The sequence below is a fragment of the Selenomonas sp. AE3005 genome (assembly GCF_000686945.1).
Lineage (GTDB): Bacteria > Bacillota > Negativicutes > Selenomonadales > Selenomonadaceae > Selenomonas_A.
In genome coordinates, this window is record NZ_JMME01000002.1 from 55,251 (window position 1) to 73,085 (window position 17,835).

The following is a 17,835-nucleotide window of genomic DNA, read 5'->3' on the forward strand; positions in this document are numbered from 1 at the left end:
TGCTTCGTTGCCAACAGCATTTTGGTCAGGATTATCAATTTACTTTCCAGATTCAAAAGTGGTTTGGAGTACTTAAAGGCATTGTCGGTGAGTTAAATAAGCTGATTGTTAAGATGATGGACATCAGGGATTGTGAACTCATTGACATTGCAAGCGAGATAGGGAAACGAGGGACATCGTTAAAGGAGTAGTTTAAGGTATGGGCGATTACTGGCGGATGGTACGGAAAATATTGCGCAGACGGCTGAGCATCAGGGGCCGGTTACTGCTGCTCCTGCTTATAAGCAGCTTGTTGTCGGCCCTGGTGTTTGCAGGCTTGTCCTTTTATGGCGTTACTTTCGTGCAAAAAGATATAGCAGATTTTGGGGGGCAGCTTTCGCAGGAGGGAGCTGCATACACCCAGGAATATATAAATAAAACCAGTAAGGAGACGATAGCAGACTTAGCCAGGTCGAAAGCTAACTTTATTGACTATGAGTTGGCACATATGGAGCATGATGTGACCATTTTAGCAGATGCTTTGACTTGGATACATAAGCACCCGTCCAATTATTTGCCAGCTGCTGTTCTTGACCCGTATAATGGGAAAGTTCCGCCGGCTGCGCCCTGTATTATTTATAGTCCTGAGGTGCGAAAACGTGGGATTGAAACGGTACGGCAAGAAGTTGAGCTGGCTGCCAATATAACGGGTACGATGGTGCCGATGGAAAAAAACTATGATTATTTTAGTTATTCCGCAACCTATTTTGGTAGTAAATCCGGGTTTTTAATTTGCAGCAGCGTCTTTGTTGGGGATAAGTACAGTCCGATATCTGATGACCCGGCTTTTAGTTATGACCCTTGTGTCCGCCCGTGGTATCAAAATGCCATCAAGGCCAATAGGGCGGTATTTTCTTTGCCTTATCTCACAATTTTGACGGCGGAACATAGTGACGTTGAAGTTATAAGCTGCTCAGCGCCATATTATGACGCTGAGGGAATTGCCGGCGTAGCAAGTCTTGATATAGCGACTAAAGAGCTGCGTCAATATATTACGAATACGGCCATTGGTGATAAGGGCATTAACTTTATCATGAACAATGATGGCAAGGTCATTTTTTCACCGGTACACGAGGGCGTGCTGGCCGAGACAGATAAACAGCAGGATTTACGGAAAAGTGAGTCGGCGGAGTTTGCCAGGGCAGCTTATTATATGACTAACGGCGAAAGTGGTGTATTGCCTGTTGAGCTGTATGGCGAAAAATACATGCTGGCGTTTGCGCCACTCCCTACGATGAAATGGAGTCTGGGGATTCTGGTGTCACAGGACGAACTTTCATCTTCCCTGCAGGAAAGCCATAACTATTTCATGGGGCAGATGGAATCATTCAGTGATAATTTGCAGCGTGAGTCGATTTTATTATTGCAGATGGCTGTGTTGGCGTTTTTTATCATGGTGGTTATTATGATATTTACGTCGAAGGCGCTTTCTGACCGGTTTGTAAAGCCGATAAAGCAAATGGCTGATGGCGTGCGTGAAATTGCCAGTGGCAATCTTGACAAGAAACTTGATATAACTACCGGCGACGAAATCGAACATTTAGCCATATGCTTTAATTCTATGACTGATGAGCTGAAAGCCTATATTGATAACTTGTCTAAGGCAACAGCTGAGAGGGAAAAGGCGGCAGCGGAGCTTTCGGTGGCCCGTAATATTCAGCTGGGCGCATTGCCGCAGGATTTTTTGACCGCTTACCAGGAATTTCAAATAAATGCGGCCATGGATGCAGCCAAAGGGGTAGGCGGAGATTTTTATGATTTTTATATGACGGATGAAAATCATCTGGTTATAACGATTGCTGACGTGTCAGGGAAAGGGATTCCGGCAGCCCTTTATATGATGCGCGCCAAAACTACGTTAAAGAATATGGTCTTAAGGGCGAAAAATGCTGCTGATTTTGCCGATTGTATGAAGATGGCGAATCGAGAACTTTGCCGGGAAAATGAAGAAATGATGTTTGTGACGGCGTTTATGGCCAGGCTGGATTTAACAACAGGAGAATTGGTTTATGTAAATGGCGGTCATAATCCACCGCTGGTGCATGCGGATGGCAAGTTCTGTTATTTGCAGCAGGCCAGAAAACATATGATGCTGGGCATAAACGAGGACGAAATATATGAGGCGCATAGTTTGGTTATGCAGCCGGGGGATATTATTTTCCTGTATACAGATGGCGTGACAGAGGCTATGAATGAGGCCGAAGAACTATATTCCGAAGAGCGTTTGCAGGCAACATTAAATAGGCAGACGTCAAAAGATGTAAAGGAAATACTCGCAGCTGTTCGTCAGGATGTTAATACCTATGCGGGGGACGCGGAGCAATCCGATGACATAACCATGCTGGGGCTGAAATTTTGTGGCAGCTTGGCTGATGTGTAGAACTGCTTAGTAAAAGAGTTCCATGCATGGAGTGCCACCGTTATGGACATCACCCTTCAAATCTCAGCGTGAATATGCAGCCTACAATATATGGAGAAGATAAATATATGCGAACACCAATATATACTGTTTCTGAAGAAAATTATCACCAAATAGTAGAGTGGCTAGAAAAAACTTTTTCCGAACTGGGACTATCCCGAGAAGAAATATATAATGGCGAATTATTGCTAGAGGAGAATTTCTTTCACTTTGCCACAGCTTCTGGTGATGAAAATAAATTTCAAGCAAAAGTAGAGGTTACAAAGCACTTTGGTGAGGTCAGCCTTCGACTGATTGCCCCAGGAAAAGCCTATAATCCACTCAACGACATAGAGGAAATTCCAGACGATGAGCAAAAACAATACAGCTTGGGTATATTAAAAGCGCATAAGGATGACATAAGTTATGCACGAAAAAATGATGTAAATATTATTTCTATCCGTGTACATCGTTCAGGCAATAAAATTGCCATTTATACACTTATTGGCCTTGTGGTGGGCCTCGTTGTAGGGATAGGAGCTAAAAGTGTACTTGCTCCGGATATACTTATATGGTTGGTTGACAACATATTTGATACGATTGAAAAATTGTTCATGAGTGCGTTGATGATGGTCATAGCACCATTGGTTTTTTTCTCGGTTATCGAGGGCATAACGAGTATGTCGGATGCAGCAGATATCGGGCGTATGGGTGGAAAACTTATACTTTTATCTATTGTTAAATTATCTGTAATTCTGGTCATGTCAATGGGATTAGGCTTTTGGTTAGGCGCTATGCCGGACCTTATTTCAATGCTGAATGAGGAAAGCAATTCCGCGGTAATCATGTCTTTAAAGGACGTAATGATAAGCATTGTTCCACCCAATATTATTGCTCCTTTTTTTAACAATAATCTTCTACAAGTACTGTTCCTAGCTTGCTTTTTGGGCTTTATTTTAGCTAAGTCAGGTGACAGAGGGCTGCCTGTTCGCGAGGTAATCGTATTTGGTAAGCGCTTTGCTATGGATGCTGTGAGGGCAATTATGCCGGCTATGCCTATTGTAGTTGCAGCTTCTATGGCAAAAATGATGATAATTGTCGATATTTCGGTCTTTTGGCCGTTTAGCAAAATTGTCATTTCTGCGTTTATCGAATTTTTAATAATCATTTTGAGCGAAGCCGTTTTTTTGGCAATTATTGGTAGGGTTTCGCCGTTGCCGTTTGTAAAAAAATTTCTTAGCTTTAGTGTTTTACCATTTTCTGTCCGCAGTTCGAATGTATGTTTGCCTGCTACGCTGGAATATTGTTCCGATAAGCTGGGTATTGATGAAAAATTAGCACTTTTTTCTGTTCCTATCGGCATTCAATTTAATATGCTAGGAGGCTGTGCTTATGTAACAGCTATTGCTATTTTATTACGGGTAACAATAGGGTTGCCATTTGATTTTGAATTTTTAATCACCTTCTTCTTTGCAGCGCTTATGATGTCGTTTACTTTTCCTAGCGTACCAGGTGCAACGGTTATTGTTATGACTTCAATTTTTGGTATGGCTGGAGTGCCAACAGCAGCAGTTACCTTATTTTTTGGCATTGACCCTTTGGTAGATGGCATTAGAACAGTAAGTAATATGGTCGGAAATTTATCCTCATCATTTCTTTTGGCACGATTGGAAGGAAAGCTGGATAAACATATTTATTATGAATAATAATGTAACTGTGAAATAATGCGTTGAATATCCCTAGCGAATAATCACCGTGGTTACGGATTTATTCAATCCTTCGTGGAGGAAATTCTTGCAGAAGAGCGAAAAAGATATAGATGTTCATGCAGAAGGTGCAGAGCAATCCGATGACCTTACCATGCTGGGGGTGAGATTCCTGGGCAAAATTAGGTTGGAACAAGCAATAAGCTTGGAGTTAGGAAGGTTGGGGAGTAGAATGACATTGAAGATGAAACTGGCAGCCGGTGTGTTTTGCGCGCTGGCTTGCATGCCTATGGTGGCGGAAACTGCCCCAAAATCGGATACTATGCACCGGTGGGAAGTGACTTCCAAGGACACAGGCGGCACCCTGCTGTTTTCCGATAGCCCGGAGTATGTGGACAGACCGGGGATCCTTTATCAGGACACCGTGAATGGCGAGGTGAGGGTGCTTTTCTATCATCTGAACAACACCAAGGTGCCCCAGAAAGTGGCAGTGGTGCTGGAAAATGCCAACTCCGAGGAGCAGTACAACATAGTACAAGTGACCCGTGGCGGTACAGCCAAGCCCAGCGAATACTATCTTTGGGTGGGCAAGAATACACAGCGCCAGTATTTTGGTGAAAAAGAGCTAGATCTCGTTTTGTTGTTGAAGAATAGGAAGCGCCTGCTGCAGTCCGGCATGGATGAAATTATCCTGCAGCCTGGAGAACTGGTGTATGGAGTCTACGATTTCAAAGTGGATCATCCTGTGAAGACCTCCGTCATCATGTATCCTGCCAAGGCGGACCCTGTGGAGTTCATTGAAAAGGCCAAAGTGCTGCCCAGGGACTCCGTGGCCCTTCGTGGTACTTATAAGGGCATGGACAGGGTGATTACCTCTGAGCGGGAATATGACCCGGAACGGGATGGCATTGTCTACATCATGCTGGCGGATAATAAATTAGACAAATACAAGGCAGGGGTGGATGCCACCGATGGGAGCCAGACGATGAATTGTGGCAATTATGGTGTGCTCTATAAGATTGCTATACCTGTCAAAAAAGGGGCTCCCAAGGTACAGTACTACTTGTCACCTTTAGGTGGCGTCTATGCCGGCATTATGACTGTGCGCCGGGGGCGCAGTCAACATACGAAACTGATTGAGACGCCAGAAGGCCCCGGCTATTTTGGGGATCAGACTGCCCCGGAACCGGAGAGTGTATCCAAAGCTCGTGAAGAGGGGACAGCCCTTTTTGGCAACAACATGGAGCTGGCTGATTTAGGCTGTTATGACAACTCTGTACCCAACTACTTCGAATTCTCCCCACCGGGGGCTTCGAATCTTCCTGCCTGCCTGATACTCATGCCGGCCGGTGAATGAGCAAGGGCCTGTTGCATGGGCAGATTAATAACAATGCCATTCATAGTAGAAAGCAAGGTAATATGAATAGGATAAAGACGATTGTCGCATTATTACTTGTGATTTGTGTTTTTACCGTTGCCTGCAATGGCAGCAGAAAAGGAGCAGAGAGAAATGAAGATTGGGATTATCGGAGCCATGAAGCCGGAAGTGGATACTTTGCAGGAAAACATGCAGGTCACGCGCCGGGAGACCAAGGCCGGAATGGAATTCGCCCATCAGTTTTGAGGAATTTGCAAAGCAAGCAGCAAAAAATTCCGCCAGTCTGGTACAGTTCATGCTGGAGCATTGGTGAAATGGTTACGGTGGGTCTAGATGAAAAACATCCATTTGGATGCTATGAGGAGGGAATATGTTCATTCAAAAAAAACATTGCTTGTTTCTGTTGCTTACTATCGTATGTTTCTTGATAGGCCATAATGCCTTGGCTGTCGGCGCTTCTGTTATTCCCGGGGATGCCCGAACGGAGGAATATTTGCCCATGCTCTCCGGGAAGCGGGTGGCTCTTTTTTGCAACCATACAGCCAGAATAGGCGAAGAACATCTTTTGGATGTGCTCTTGAAAAATGGCCAGCAGGTGACAGCCATCTTCTCTCCGGAGCATGGCATCAGGGGCGACGCTCCGGCGGGGGATTCTGTAGATAGCGGTACGGATGCAAAAACAGGGATTCCTATCCTGTCCCTTTACGATGGGGACACTGTTATGCCAGCTGAGAACGACATGGCCAAATTCGATGTGCTGGTCATTGACATCCAGGATGTGGGGCTGAGATATTACACCTATTATATCACCGTATGCGATCTCATCGAGGCTTGCTCGCTTTATGACAAGGCGGTCATTTTGCTGGACAGGCCTAACCCTAACGGACATTATGTAGATGGACCGATTTTGGATATGAGCCTGAGAAGTCATGTCGGACGGCTCCCTATCCCGACGGTGCATGGCCTGACTTTGGGAGAACTTATGAACATGGCTATCGGCGAAGGTTGGCTGAACCTTAGCAATAAGCCAAAATTTACTGTGATTCCCTGCCTGAACTATAATCACCGGACAGCTTACACGCTGCCGGTGCCGCCCTCCCCGAACCTTCCCAATATGAAGTCCATCTATCTCTACGCCTCACTTTGTCCCTTCGAGGGCACGACGGTAAGTGTCGGGCGGGGGACGGAGCATCCCTTCCAGTGTTTCGGCGCTCCGGAACTGCAGGGGAAATACGGCTATAGCTTTACGCCCACCAGCATTAAAGCAGCACATTCTCCCTTACGGGAGGGAGAAGTCTGTTACGGTGTAGATTTCAGTCAGGAAAACGAGCTGAAATTGCGGGCGAAAGGGATGGATCTATCCTATGTGGTGGAGGCATATAAAATCTTCCACAGGCAGGGAGCGGGAGAAAAGTTTTTTATGAAATTTAATTCCAAGAGGTTTGGCAGAGAGATGGTGTATTTTGATTTGCTCATGGGCCAAACCTATGTACGGGAGGCTATTCTGGCCGGAAAGAGTGCCCAGGAAATCAGTGCTATGTGGCAGGACGATGTAAAGCGTTTCAAGGAACAGCGGCGTCCCTATCTATTGTACGCCGAATAAAATCATCCCCACTTTTTTATGTGGTTCGACCTTTATCTTCAACAACACCCAGAAATACAGCCTTTCCAGCCTTCGCTCTGCTGACCAAGCCGGATGGGAAAAAGCAGACGAGGCTTTTTTAGAAGAAGTTGCCCATAAGAGCTGCGAGAAAAATCCTGCTAACATAAAAAGGCAGGATTAAAGTCATAAATAGCGAAATATACCAACAGGCGATTTATATAACAAGACGTTAAAAGGCAAGGAGGATATTGGCATGCAAAAGAAGATTATGATGGCGGCAACTATTGCAGCTTTGGGCTTTAGCTTTGGCTTTGGTGGTATGGCGCAGGCGGAGGTCAGTCAGGCTCCGCAGAGAGCTGTGCAAACAGCGGGACCCGGCGAGGATTCAAGCGAAGATAAAAAGCTGGCTTCGCAGCGTTTTGTCAGCTCAGAACTCATTCAGTCAAAACTTGACTATCAGATTTGCCTGCCGCGCTGGTATGATTCCGGCAAAAGCTATCCGCTGATTATTGTCATCAATGATGTGAATGGGGAAACCGACGGCAAGGCTTTACTGAAACAGCCGGATGGTGTCAGCGCCTGGGTGGATGAACTGGAAAATAAGCAGCAGTATGCTATCGTTCTGACGGTTCAATCAACGAAAGACTTTGAGACGCGTGTCGGTCGTCTTTCCAATACTGAGGGCATGAATATTCTGCGCTCATTGCTGCAGGATGTGCGTCAGAACTATGCGGTCAACAAGAATGCCATTTATGGCATTGGCGAGAATAGAGGGGCCTGGGCCATACAGCTTATTAGCGAGGAGCTGCCCGGCTATTTTAAGGCAACCTATCTCGATGAGAAGACCGCCGACGGGAAGGCAGATAACAAGGCTATTCATGATTGGTTGATGAAAGAAATGGCAGCACAAGCCAAATAAGCAGATAAGCCGCTGAATTAACGGGCTGTATGTCCGGTTAGTTCAGCGGTTTTACTTTGCCATCAGGGGATTTTTCCGGTTTACAAAAGGAAATGTATTAAACATATCGAATTTATATAAATATACACTTTTTTATAGTGAACATATTGGGATATTGGGTGAACAGGGAGTAAAAAGATGAAAAGGAAAAATTTCAAGCCAGAGGGGAAACTGGCATATTATATAGTCGCTGCTTTGCTTACGTCGGTATGCTTGGGGGTAAATGCGCCTGCTTATGCGGCCGAGGCTGATTTTCAGACAGATGAGTATAAAGCCAGCAATGGGCTGGAGCTTATCAACGCCGCCACGGTGTACAACAAGGGTTATAGCGGCAAGGGAATTACTCTTGGCGTATGCGATTCACCGACAAATTTTGCCCATCCGGAATTTTCTTCGAAAAATCTTGCCCGGATGATTCGGGATTCCTGGATGGTCGGGGGAAAGCCGGGCGTATATGATTGGGACGTCTTAAGACATGGCACCCATGTAGCGGGCATTGTGGGAGCGAGCAAGAACGGTATTAGCATGCATGGCGTAGCTTATAATGCCGACCTGGTCGGTGTGCCTGTAGGATATGACCTGACGGAAAGAGGGTCCACAGACTTCAGCGATCCTTTTGCGCCCTTCTACGCAAGAGATAATGTCAAAGTCATCAACAATTCCTGGACAGATCCGGTGTATTTTGATGAAGTCCTTAGCGGGAGTGTACCCGAAATGCTAAATAACGCCAACAGTTTAGATGATTTTTCAGAAAAATTCATGGCCTATTTAGCGGAGTTTGACACGAGTCATAGTAAGCAGGTAGCGGCTTTGGGGGATGCTACTGCACGTGGCAAGCTGCTCGTTTTTGCCGCGGGCAATGCAGGCCATCCCACACCGTCAATTCAGTCAATGTCTGGCTGGTTTTATGATGCTGCGCAAACGAACTTAATCAATGTCACGGCGCTCAACAATAATTTTGACAACTATAGTGATGGGATTTTTTACAAAAAAGGCATGACGCGTCATGCTGATGGTACCATAAGCGGCAATTGGCTGATGACCTTTTTCTCTGACGGCGCGAAATATGCGGAAGAATATACCTTAGCGGCACCGGGCAGTAATATTTTGTCCACCAATGCCAACTTTGCCGCCGAGCCAGTAAAATACATATATGATTCGGGCACCAGTATGGCGGCACCCTTTGTAACGGGAACTGCAGGCCTGGTGCAGGAAGCCTTTCCCTACATGAGTGGAAAGGAAATTGCCGATACGCTGCTGTCCACTGCCAACAATAATATTACGGTGAATAAAGGTTATTTCGTGACGCGTCAGAATGATAACGGTAGGTTAAACTACAATGTATTTTACTTTGACGGCAACCCTCGCACCGCCGAACAGATTCAAAGCGATATTAACGCCTATTATGCTGATGACTTGCCCTATGGATATACCCAGCCTGACTATGCGCCGATTGCTTATTACAACGTGCCGTTACAGGCCTTTATTGGTCAGGGCGTGGTAGATGCAGGCAAAGCGGTAAACGGTCCTGGGGCGCTCAATGCCCGGCGGCTTGCGCCTGCGGATGTTACGGATGCTTATTCTGCCGACAACAGCCGCACTGTTATGTACCCCATTGATACGAAAGGTTATGATTCCACCTGGTCAAATGACATCAAAGAAATCAAGGTGGGCAAGATTGCCGCCGACAGCACGGAGGCAGACTTGAGGGAACGGTACAATTACTATAATACCAACTGGAATCTAAGCAATAGCGCCGCCACGGGAGCCGCGCTGTTAACCCAATTGTATGTGAAAGCGTATAACACCAATGTGGAAAATGGCGGTATGGAGGGACTGAATGTCGGTCTTATTAAAAGCGGCGCGGGGCGTTTGTCTCTGACCGGGAACAACACTTACGCAGGGGCGAGCGTGGCCAAAGGGGGAATACTTTCCATTGACGGCTCGGTGGCAGGTGATGCTTACAGTGTAGATAACGGCACCATTGCCGGGCGCGGCACTATCGGCGGCACGCTGTACAACCGTAATATCGCCGTAGCTGGGGACGCTGCGGGCACTGGTAATCTCACCATGAAAAATCTCGTCAGCACGGGAACGCTCGTTTCTCATGTGACGGTTGGCGAAAGCCCTCGCTTTATCGTGCAGGAAACGGCAGACATAACGGACAGCAAGGTGCTGCTAAATAACGTGCTCCCCGGCGAGAGCCGCGAGGTACTGACGGCGGGAACGGTGCAGGGACATGCTGCAAACTCGGCTGATAAACCGCAGGCAACTACGGGGATGCTTAGTACTTACGCCCAAACGGTGGGCAACACACTGACGGCAACGGCGATTGCCGCCAATAATCTTGGAAATGTTGACGGACAGCTGTCAGAAACCTATCAGGCCATGAACCGCATGTATCATAAATTGACTGATGACCGTCGCGAAGAAATGCGCACGCTTTATAATTTAGAGCCTGACAGCGCTAAAGCGGCCCTGACGGATATCAGTTCATCAAGAGCAGGTGAATCCCTCAGTGTTGTGCAGACGAATACACTGGTTTCTCATGTCATTTCTGACAGGCTGAACACGGCTTTTTCCATGGAGCCGGTCAACGTGCGTATCAGCAGCAATAACCTTGCTGATGCTGGCAGTGACAATGGCATAGATATACCGGTGAACCTGCCTGTTGCCGCCGAAAATGGGGCCTGGGTAAAATTCACCAAAAACTGGGGCGGCCTCAAAGGCGGCGCCCATTACCATGGCAGTGCCATCTCCGGCGGTTACGACAAAGCCTTTGGGAAAAATACGCGTGGCGGTTTGTTTGTGGCGTACAATACGCTGAATCTGGGCAAAGATACATCAGCTTCAAATATCTACGACACCCGTATTGGTATTTATGGCGGTTATCACAAGGGAGCAAGAGATGCTTACTGGTATGCTGATTACGGCTGGCAGCGGAACAGCCTGTGCCGTGGACTGTCCCATTTGGGAATAGAGACGATGGCCGATTATCGCAGCTATATTGCTGAAATCGGCGGCGAATATAAATATGACCTGCATGCCGAAGATGGCAAAATTTGGCACGTCAGTCCCTACGTCAATATGCAGCTTTCGTATATGCGGCAGGATGGTTACAATGAACAGGGGGCAGGTGTATTCAATCAGCAGGTTGCCTCGAAAAACAATACTTATTTTGCCCTGGGGATGGGTGTCGAGTGGAAACGCTATTTGGGCGTGGGCAGTTACGCTATGCGGTTGGGAATAAAACACGCTCTTAGTGGTGCCGACCCGCATCTGAAATTCAACTACGAAGGCGACAATGGGCACAGCTATACACTTAATAATAGTCAGGATAAGACCCATGTAATTATGGGGATATCTGGCGAAACCGAATTTACCAAAGGCTGGCAGGCCGGCGGCGATATCATGCTGCAAAAGGGTGCGCATGATAAAGATTTGACCGCCAGCATTATGTTGCGCCGTGTTTGGTAATCAAATTGGTCATTAGCAGGAGGATGTTTCGACGTGTTTGTAATGTAGTTTGGAGGGAATGAACATGGAAAAATCATTTTCAATTCCGATTTCTCGGCGGGCATTTATGAAACTGGTGGGGATGGGAACCGTAGGGATGCTCGCGGAAACAGCCATGCCGAGCGGCAAAGCCGCAGCAGCCCCGGCAGGAGTGAATGGCGAAGGTCTGCCAACGCTGCTGACCGCTGATGTCTGTGTGGTTGGCGGCGGTGCGGCAGGGACGGCGGCGGCCATCAGTGCCGCACGCGCAGGCGTAAAGGTTGTACTGGTCGAGCGGGGGATTTCTCTTGGCGGCCTGGCAACCCAAGGGTGCGTTTTTCCTTGTATGCCTACTTATGCATTTGAAAGCGATACTCCTTATATAAAAGAACTTAACAAACGCATAGAGACCAAGGCTGGCTTTGCGCCTGTGCCAAATCTCCCGGAAACGGACACACATTATGGTGAGGGGATGGGAGCTTATGTACCGGAATTGCTGACAGAAGTCTATGATGAATGGTGTGAGGAAACGGGAGCGACGATTTTATATGATGCTGCTCTTGTGGGAGCGGTTGTAGATGCCGGAACCATCACTGCTTGTGTGGTGCAGACCGTAGAGGGGCTGGGGAAAATCCAAGCCAAGACGTTTATTGATGCCACAGGCGATGCCCTGCTGTCGCGATTTGCCGGAGTCCCCACGGAAAAAGGTTCGGAAAAAAACGGGCGAAACCAGCCCATGAGCCTGCGGTTTGAAATGGGAGGCATAGATGTACCGAAAGTTTATCATTTCTTTCATGATAAACTGAAGGACACCTGGTTAGAAGAAAACTGGTCTAAAAAATTTAAGGAAGATGTGAAAAAAGGCCGCGATCCGTTTTGGGAATTTGCCAAATGGAAGAAAACCGAGAATGTCTTTCGGGAAGGCGTTAAGAAAGGCGAGCTCACGGAAGATGATGTTCTGTATATCCAGGCCTTTTCCGTACCAGGCAAGCCACATACCATGTCCATGAACTGCCCGGAAATGCCGCCGTTGATGTTTTCGGCCACAGATGCTGTTTCACGCAGCAAGGCAGTATCTTTTGGGCGGAAGATGATGCGCCGTTTGGCCGTTTACTTCAAGGGCAATATTCCCGGCTTCGAAAAAGCCTATATCAGCCGTGAAGCCAGTATGGTAGGCGTGCGCGAGTCTTGGCGGATTCGTGGGAAGTACTATATGGAAGCTGATGATTATCTGCAGGCACGTCATTTCCCCGATGCAGTCTGCCGGACGGCATACCCCATTGATATTCATGATGTGAAGCTGGATTTTTTTGAAAAGCTGAAAAAGGGGCAGTATTACGAAATCCCCTATCGCGCGCTGGTGACCAATGAGCTGTCCAACCTGTTGGTGTCAGGACGCTGTGCCAGCGGCAGTTTCGCTGCGCAGGCTTCCTTCCGTATACAGCCCACCTGTATGAGTATGGGAGAGGCAGCCGGTATTGCGGCAGCTTGGGGACTATCGCGGAACATTCCTGTAAATGAAGTTAAATGGGAGGATATACCTGCTGAAAAACGCAGTTATGTAAGCCAATAAATGTAAAAAGGCGATATCAGTCAAAACTTGACTATCAGATTTGCCTGCCGCGCTGGTATGATTCCGGCAAAAGCTATCCGCTGATGATTGGCTGATGAAGGAAATGGCAGCACAAGCCAAATAAGCAAACAAGCCGCTGAATTAACGGGCTATATGCCCGGTTCAGCGGCTTTTCTATGTCCTTGTGAACCTTTTGGTTGGGGTTCACACAAGAAGATATTAAGTTTTATTTGCGAACAAACACATTGCGGCAAATAGCATCGCCCATGGTTTCTTCCCAGATGTAGTTGTTGCTGAATTTACCAGCGCTGCGTGCATCTTCGTCTTCTTCAATGGCCTCGCCGTTCATGATGTAGACAAAGCCATCTTTGGTGTTCGGACGGATGGCCAGCATGGAGAGCAGACCGAAAGCCTCACCGGTGTGTCCCACCAGGTCGATTTCCGTATCTTTGCAGAAACGGGCTGTACTCTTGCCGTCCATCTGGTAAATGCCCAAACCGTAGGAGAGAATCGTGCCGCCATAGTTGTTGCCGTTCTTGGTTTTGTCGTCATAAACCCATTCGCGGCCCAGCATGGTCTTAACCGATGCCGGGGAGAGAACCTGTTTGCCCTTGTAGCTACCATCGTTAAGCAGCATGGAAAGCGCATGGGAAAGTTCCTCACAGGAAATCCGCAGGCCGCCTGCTGGGGAAAATACCGTAGCATTGGTGCCGGGAACATAATCTTTTAGGCTGTAGGTATCCTGGAAGTTTTCGGCATAAGGATTTTGCAGGGCAACAGTATCTTTGGCCGGCTGCCCCTGTGGATATCCATCCTGTGTAGCGCGCCATGGTCCTTTTTCATTCCAGACGCCGGCGCTATCTTTTTTCTGGTAAACTGCGCCGAGTTTCTTAAATTCCTTCTGGCTGAAATTGCTGGGCAGATAGTCAGCTTTTATATCCAGCTGTTTTAAGATATGGTTCTTTTGATACTTGTCAAAGCGTTCGCCTGTAACTTTTTCGATAATGGTTCCTAAAAGGCCATAATTGAGATTGCTGTAGGCAAAGTATTTGCCTGGTTCCTGGCCGGCAGGTGCAAAGTGCGCACCATCTTCGTAGAACTTGCCATCTTTGCGGAAGAATTCTTGCAGCCCCATCTGTGGCGGAATGCTGTAAATCTTACCATCACGCAAAGAGGATTGGTGAGAGGCCAACATTCTCACGGTAATGGGCGTATTCGGATAATTGGGGTTTCTGAGCGTAAAGCCCAAATATTTGCTCACATCGTCGTCCAGATTAAGTTTTCCTTGTTCGACCAGCTGCATAATCGTGAACACGGTAAACATCTTTGAAACGGAAGCTACGCGAAAACGGCTTTCGCGGGTAAAGGGGTGATTTTTTTGTGGATTCTGGCTGTCGATAATAGCTGAACCTTGAAAGCTGCTGTAAATTTCTTTGCCATCCTTAAAGGCGATTACCCCTAGCCCTGGCACTTTCGTGCCGGTATCCCCAACCATTTGGGCAAGCTCGTTGTCCAAATCGGCCTTGCTTTCCTTACTCATAGCCAGACAACTGCTCATGAGCAGGCAGAACATCGCCAGTATAATCGCGGTGATTCTTTTCTTCATACAATCCAACTCCTTTTACGATTTTCATGCAAATGGCCTTATGCCTTAACAGGATTCTTTTATAATAGATGTTTTTTTCTGAAAAGTCAATACAAACTGCGCAGCCACCTAAAGAAGTTTTTACGATGTAATCACGAACAATTTTTCAGTTCACAAAAGGAATGGCAAGGAATAAGGGCAGGATTTTAGCTGATTTTATAGAATAGTTAAATGCATATCGACAAAAAACGCAATTTAAGGATTTTTGCAGCGCATCGGCTATCTCATCCTGACCACGGCACTTACGGCCATTGATGCGACGCTTAACATGAGTGTGTTTGCCGGTATTATCAGTGGTATCGATGAAATCAAGGGGGAAATAAAAAGATGAAAGGTCTTTTGTCAGCAAGGAAAAATTTGGCCTGGCTCGGTCTATTTATCTGCCTGCTCTTGAATCTTTTGTGTTTGTCCCCGGCTCAAGCGGCAGAAATCCTTAGGGAAACCATCCCTTTGGCGCGAAATGAAGTGCCGCTGCATTTGGAGCGTTATATAGAGCAGGACGGCAAGACAAAGCGTCCCCTCTTGTTTGTGCACGGCGTGACCTTTTCTTCCCATGAATTTGATGTTGATTACAAGGATTACAGTTTGGCGCGATATTTTGCCAAGCACGGATTTGAGGTTTGGCTGCTGGATATTGCAGGCTTTGGAAATTCTGGCAGCGTCAAGGATGGCTTTATGCCGGATTCGGATTATGCTTCGGAAGATATCGCAGCTGCTGTGAAGCTCATATTGGAACGAAATAATCTTGCGTCCCTGGATATTTTGGGCTGGAGCTGGGGGACTGTGACCAGTGGTCGCTTTGCCGCCAAGCATCCGGAGATGGTGCATCGCCTTGTGCTTTATGCGCCTATAGTAGCCGGGCTTGGTGAGCAAGAGGTGAAGGAGCCTTTTAATAAAAATACCTGGGAAGGTGCAGCCTCGGATTTTCAGAGGAAAGCTGACGGAAGCATAGATTTTGACATCGTGGAAAAGCCTGTGGCAAGCACCTATATTGATAATGTCTGGCACTACGATAAGGATACAAGTCCCAATGGTGGTAGACGGGATTTGCTTGTCGGTAGGAGTGCGCGACTTATTCCGACAGAGAGCATAAAAGCTCCTGTGCTGATAATAGCCGGGTCCAAAGATCAGTATGTGTCGCCTGACTTATGCGACGAAGCGTATAGGACACTTCCCAATAAAAAAGATTCGAAGATTTTGATTGTGGACGGAGCTGCCCACGCAATGCTGATGGAGCGTCCGTATTACAAGCTGTTTCGGGAAAGGGTATTAAGTTTTTTGAATAAAGGCTGATGTGCGATATGAAAGCAAATGTCAGAAAGCAACAGAATAAGGAGAATGCGAAATGATTATAGAAAAGTGTATGAAACGGGGTGCGTTGAATTGTTGAAAATAATATTTATGTTCTTATTGACTGTGCTTTTATTGCCCTGGTGCTCTGCTCAGGCGGGAGGCAGGATACTGTTTATTCCCCATGATGACAGGCCGATTTCCTATCATCAGACAGTAGAAGTGGTGGAGGCCGCCGGCTATGAGCTGGTGCTGCCTCCTAAGGAGCTTTTAAGCAATGCGACCAACATGGGGCATCCGCAGGAACTATGGCAGTGGCTGCGGGAAAATGCACCCAAGGCAAAATCGGCTATTATAGCGTCGGATTCTATGCTTTATGGGGGACTGATACCTTCGCGAAAGCACGAGGTTAGTCAGGCAGAGATTGCGGAACGCTTGGAAAATTTCAAACGGCTGCGGCAGGATAATCCCCGTCTGCATATCTACGTCTTTGATTCCCTGATGCGCACACCGTATCAGGGGTGGGCGGGCAATATCGAGGAGCCTGCCTATTATGAGCAGTATGGCGCGGATATTTTCCAGTACACCAAACTGTTGGACAAGGGAGAAACAGGTAAGCTTTCCGCTGCAGAAAAACGGGATTTGCAGGCATACGAAAAAGCGATTCCGCAGGAGTTCCAGAAGGATTGGTTTGGCAGGCGGGCCAAAAATCTGGCTGCCACCAAAGCGTTGATGGATATGACGGCAACAGGCACCATCGACTATCTTATCTTGGGAAGAGATGACAATGCCCCCTTGTGCCAGACACATCGGGAAAACCGGGAAATTTTGGCTTATGCAGAGCAGAAGAATTTGCCCAAGAGCAAATTTCAATCCATGCCGGGGATTGATGAATTCAACATATTGCTTTTGAATCGGGCCATCAATGATATGACGTGGAATATTCCCTTTGTTTGTGTTCGCTACGCTCCGGGCAAAGGCGGGGACACCGTTCCGGATTATTCCGATGAGAAGATTTCCGAATCTGTTGAAGCAGCTTTGAAGATTGCCGGGGGGCTGCAAGTGAGAACCCCCACGCGGGCAGACCTGCTGCTGCTGGTCAATACGGAGCAAAAAGGCAGGACAATCGAAACCCTAAATGCCATGCCTACGGAAACGGATTTTGTGCCGGATTTGAAGGCTGATAAAGGTACAAAAGCCTTTGCTAAAATGGTTGAAGAGGCTGTAAATGCCGGCTATCCTGTGGGAGTGGCGGACATAAAGTATGCCAATGGCGCAGACAATGCCCTGCTGAATATTTTGGAACAAAAGAACCTGCTGTTCAAGCTTAAGACGTATTCCGGCTGGAATACTGCCACCAATTCAACGGGCTTTGCTCTGGGCACGGGGATGCTGACGGGAAAAATGACCAATGCTGCCAAGGATTACCTGCTGGCGGTGCGCTATCTGGATGACTGGGCTTATCAGGCCAATGTGCGCTCACATGTGGGCACGGAACTGGTGCGGAACTTTGGCAGTTACAAGTATTACTACAATCTGGATGACAAGCTCGCTTTTGCGGAAAAGCGCAACACGGAGCTTATGCGGGATTTTGCCAGAAAACATATGCCCAATATTTCTACAGATTTTACCGTTAAGAACCCCTGGCTTAGGATGTTCGAATGTGATGTGGTCTTTCGCTAAAAGCAAATAAATAAAAAGCCGCTGAATTGACGGACTGTGTGCCCGGTTCAGCGGCTTTTCTATGTCC

Annotated in this window: 11 protein-coding genes; 10 read left to right on the top strand and 1 reads right to left on the bottom strand. The window is 47.3% G+C overall.

Translation table 11 applies throughout. The features are described from left to right. The first annotated feature begins 199 nt into the window (after positions 1–199). The 7 genes from DL94_RS0102590 (at position 200) to DL94_RS13970 (ending at position 13,150) form a co-directional block, all read left to right on the top strand. Positions 200–2,419 (top strand): SpoIIE family protein phosphatase, encoded by a 2,220-nt coding sequence (locus tag DL94_RS0102590; RefSeq protein ID WP_028128811.1) that lies wholly within the window; start codon positions 200–202, stop codon positions 2,417–2,419. 26 nt (positions 2,420–2,445) lie between these two features. Next, the gene (locus DL94_RS0102595; RefSeq protein WP_081798745.1) at positions 2,446–4,143 is read left to right on the top strand and encodes a dicarboxylate/amino acid:cation symporter; all 1,698 of its coding nucleotides are present in this window, start codon (positions 2,446–2,448) and stop codon (positions 4,141–4,143) included. Between the two features lie 88 nt (positions 4,144–4,231). Next, complete coding sequence (locus DL94_RS13965; protein WP_156031650.1) at positions 4,232–5,500, top strand: copper amine oxidase; 1,269 nt, start codon at positions 4,232–4,234, stop codon at positions 5,498–5,500. A 391-nt stretch (positions 5,501–5,891) separates the two neighbouring features. Next, a complete protein-coding gene (locus DL94_RS0102610; protein WP_028128813.1) occupies positions 5,892–7,124 on the top strand; it encodes an exo-beta-N-acetylmuramidase NamZ family protein in 1,233 nt (410 codons plus the stop codon). 253 nt (positions 7,125–7,377) lie between these two features. Further along, positions 7,378–8,043: a hypothetical protein gene (locus tag DL94_RS0102615; RefSeq protein WP_028128814.1), complete on the top strand. Its 666-nt coding sequence runs from the start codon at positions 7,378–7,380 to the stop codon at positions 8,041–8,043. A 177-nt stretch (positions 8,044–8,220) separates the two neighbouring features. Beyond that, entirely contained in the window at positions 8,221–11,559 is a 3,339-nt protein-coding gene (locus DL94_RS0102620) for a S8 family serine peptidase (protein ID WP_028128815.1), read from the top strand. 64 nt (positions 11,560–11,623) lie between these two features. Further along, positions 11,624–13,150 (top strand): FAD-dependent oxidoreductase, encoded by a 1,527-nt coding sequence (locus DL94_RS13970; RefSeq protein ID WP_051586260.1) that lies wholly within the window; start codon positions 11,624–11,626, stop codon positions 13,148–13,150. Between the two features lie 226 nt (positions 13,151–13,376). Here the strand turns inward: DL94_RS13970 and DL94_RS0102630 are convergent, their stop codons facing one another. Next, the gene (locus tag DL94_RS0102630; protein ID WP_028128816.1) at positions 13,377–14,756 is read right to left on the bottom strand and encodes a serine hydrolase domain-containing protein; all 1,380 of its coding nucleotides are present in this window, start codon (positions 14,754–14,756) and stop codon (positions 13,377–13,379) included. A gap of 244 nt (positions 14,757–15,000) precedes the next feature. On the opposite strand from DL94_RS0102630, the gene DL94_RS16510 reads away from it, so the two are divergent. The 3 genes from DL94_RS16510 to DL94_RS0102645 all read left to right on the top strand — a co-directional run bounded on the left by DL94_RS16510 (position 15,001) and on the right by DL94_RS0102645 (position 17,768). Continuing rightward, positions 15,001–15,126 carry a hypothetical protein gene (locus DL94_RS16510; RefSeq protein ID WP_255326873.1) on the top strand — a complete coding sequence of 42 codons (126 nt, stop codon included), beginning with the start codon at positions 15,001–15,003 and terminating at the stop codon, positions 15,124–15,126. Continuing rightward, a complete protein-coding gene (locus tag DL94_RS0102640) occupies positions 15,123–16,088 on the top strand; it encodes an alpha/beta fold hydrolase (protein WP_028128817.1) in 966 nt (321 codons plus the stop codon). The genes DL94_RS16510 and DL94_RS0102640 overlap by 4 nt, the downstream gene beginning before the upstream one ends. Before the next feature lie 108 nt (positions 16,089–16,196). Beyond that, a complete protein-coding gene (locus DL94_RS0102645; RefSeq protein WP_037371248.1) occupies positions 16,197–17,768 on the top strand; it encodes a DUF4127 family protein in 1,572 nt (523 codons plus the stop codon). Positions 17,769–17,835: the final 67 nt, after the last annotated feature.

What these genes read in the sequence shown, in the direction of transcription:
- DL94_RS0102620 (WP_028128815.1), top strand. Translation starts at nt 8,221, where the DNA reads ATGAAAAGGAAAAATTTCAAGCCAGAGGGGAAACTGGCATATTATATA.
- DL94_RS0102645 (WP_037371248.1), top strand. Translation starts at nt 16,197, where the DNA reads ATGTTCTTATTGACTGTGCTTTTATTGCCCTGGTGCTCTGCTCAGGCG.
- DL94_RS0102590 (WP_028128811.1), top strand. Translation starts at nt 200, where the DNA reads ATGGGCGATTACTGGCGGATGGTACGGAAAATATTGCGCAGACGGCTG.
- DL94_RS0102610 (WP_028128813.1), top strand. Translation starts at nt 5,892, where the DNA reads ATGTTCATTCAAAAAAAACATTGCTTGTTTCTGTTGCTTACTATCGTA.
- DL94_RS13970 (WP_051586260.1), top strand. Translation starts at nt 11,624, where the DNA reads ATGGAAAAATCATTTTCAATTCCGATTTCTCGGCGGGCATTTATGAAA.
- DL94_RS0102640 (WP_028128817.1), top strand. Translation starts at nt 15,123, where the DNA reads ATGAAAGGTCTTTTGTCAGCAAGGAAAAATTTGGCCTGGCTCGGTCTA.
- DL94_RS0102595 (WP_081798745.1), top strand. Translation starts at nt 2,446, where the DNA reads ATGGAGTGCCACCGTTATGGACATCACCCTTCAAATCTCAGCGTGAAT.
- DL94_RS0102615 (WP_028128814.1), top strand. Translation starts at nt 7,378, where the DNA reads ATGCAAAAGAAGATTATGATGGCGGCAACTATTGCAGCTTTGGGCTTT.
- DL94_RS0102630 (WP_028128816.1), bottom strand. Translation starts at nt 14,756, where the DNA reads ATGAAGAAAAGAATCACCGCGATTATACTGGCGATGTTCTGCCTGCTC.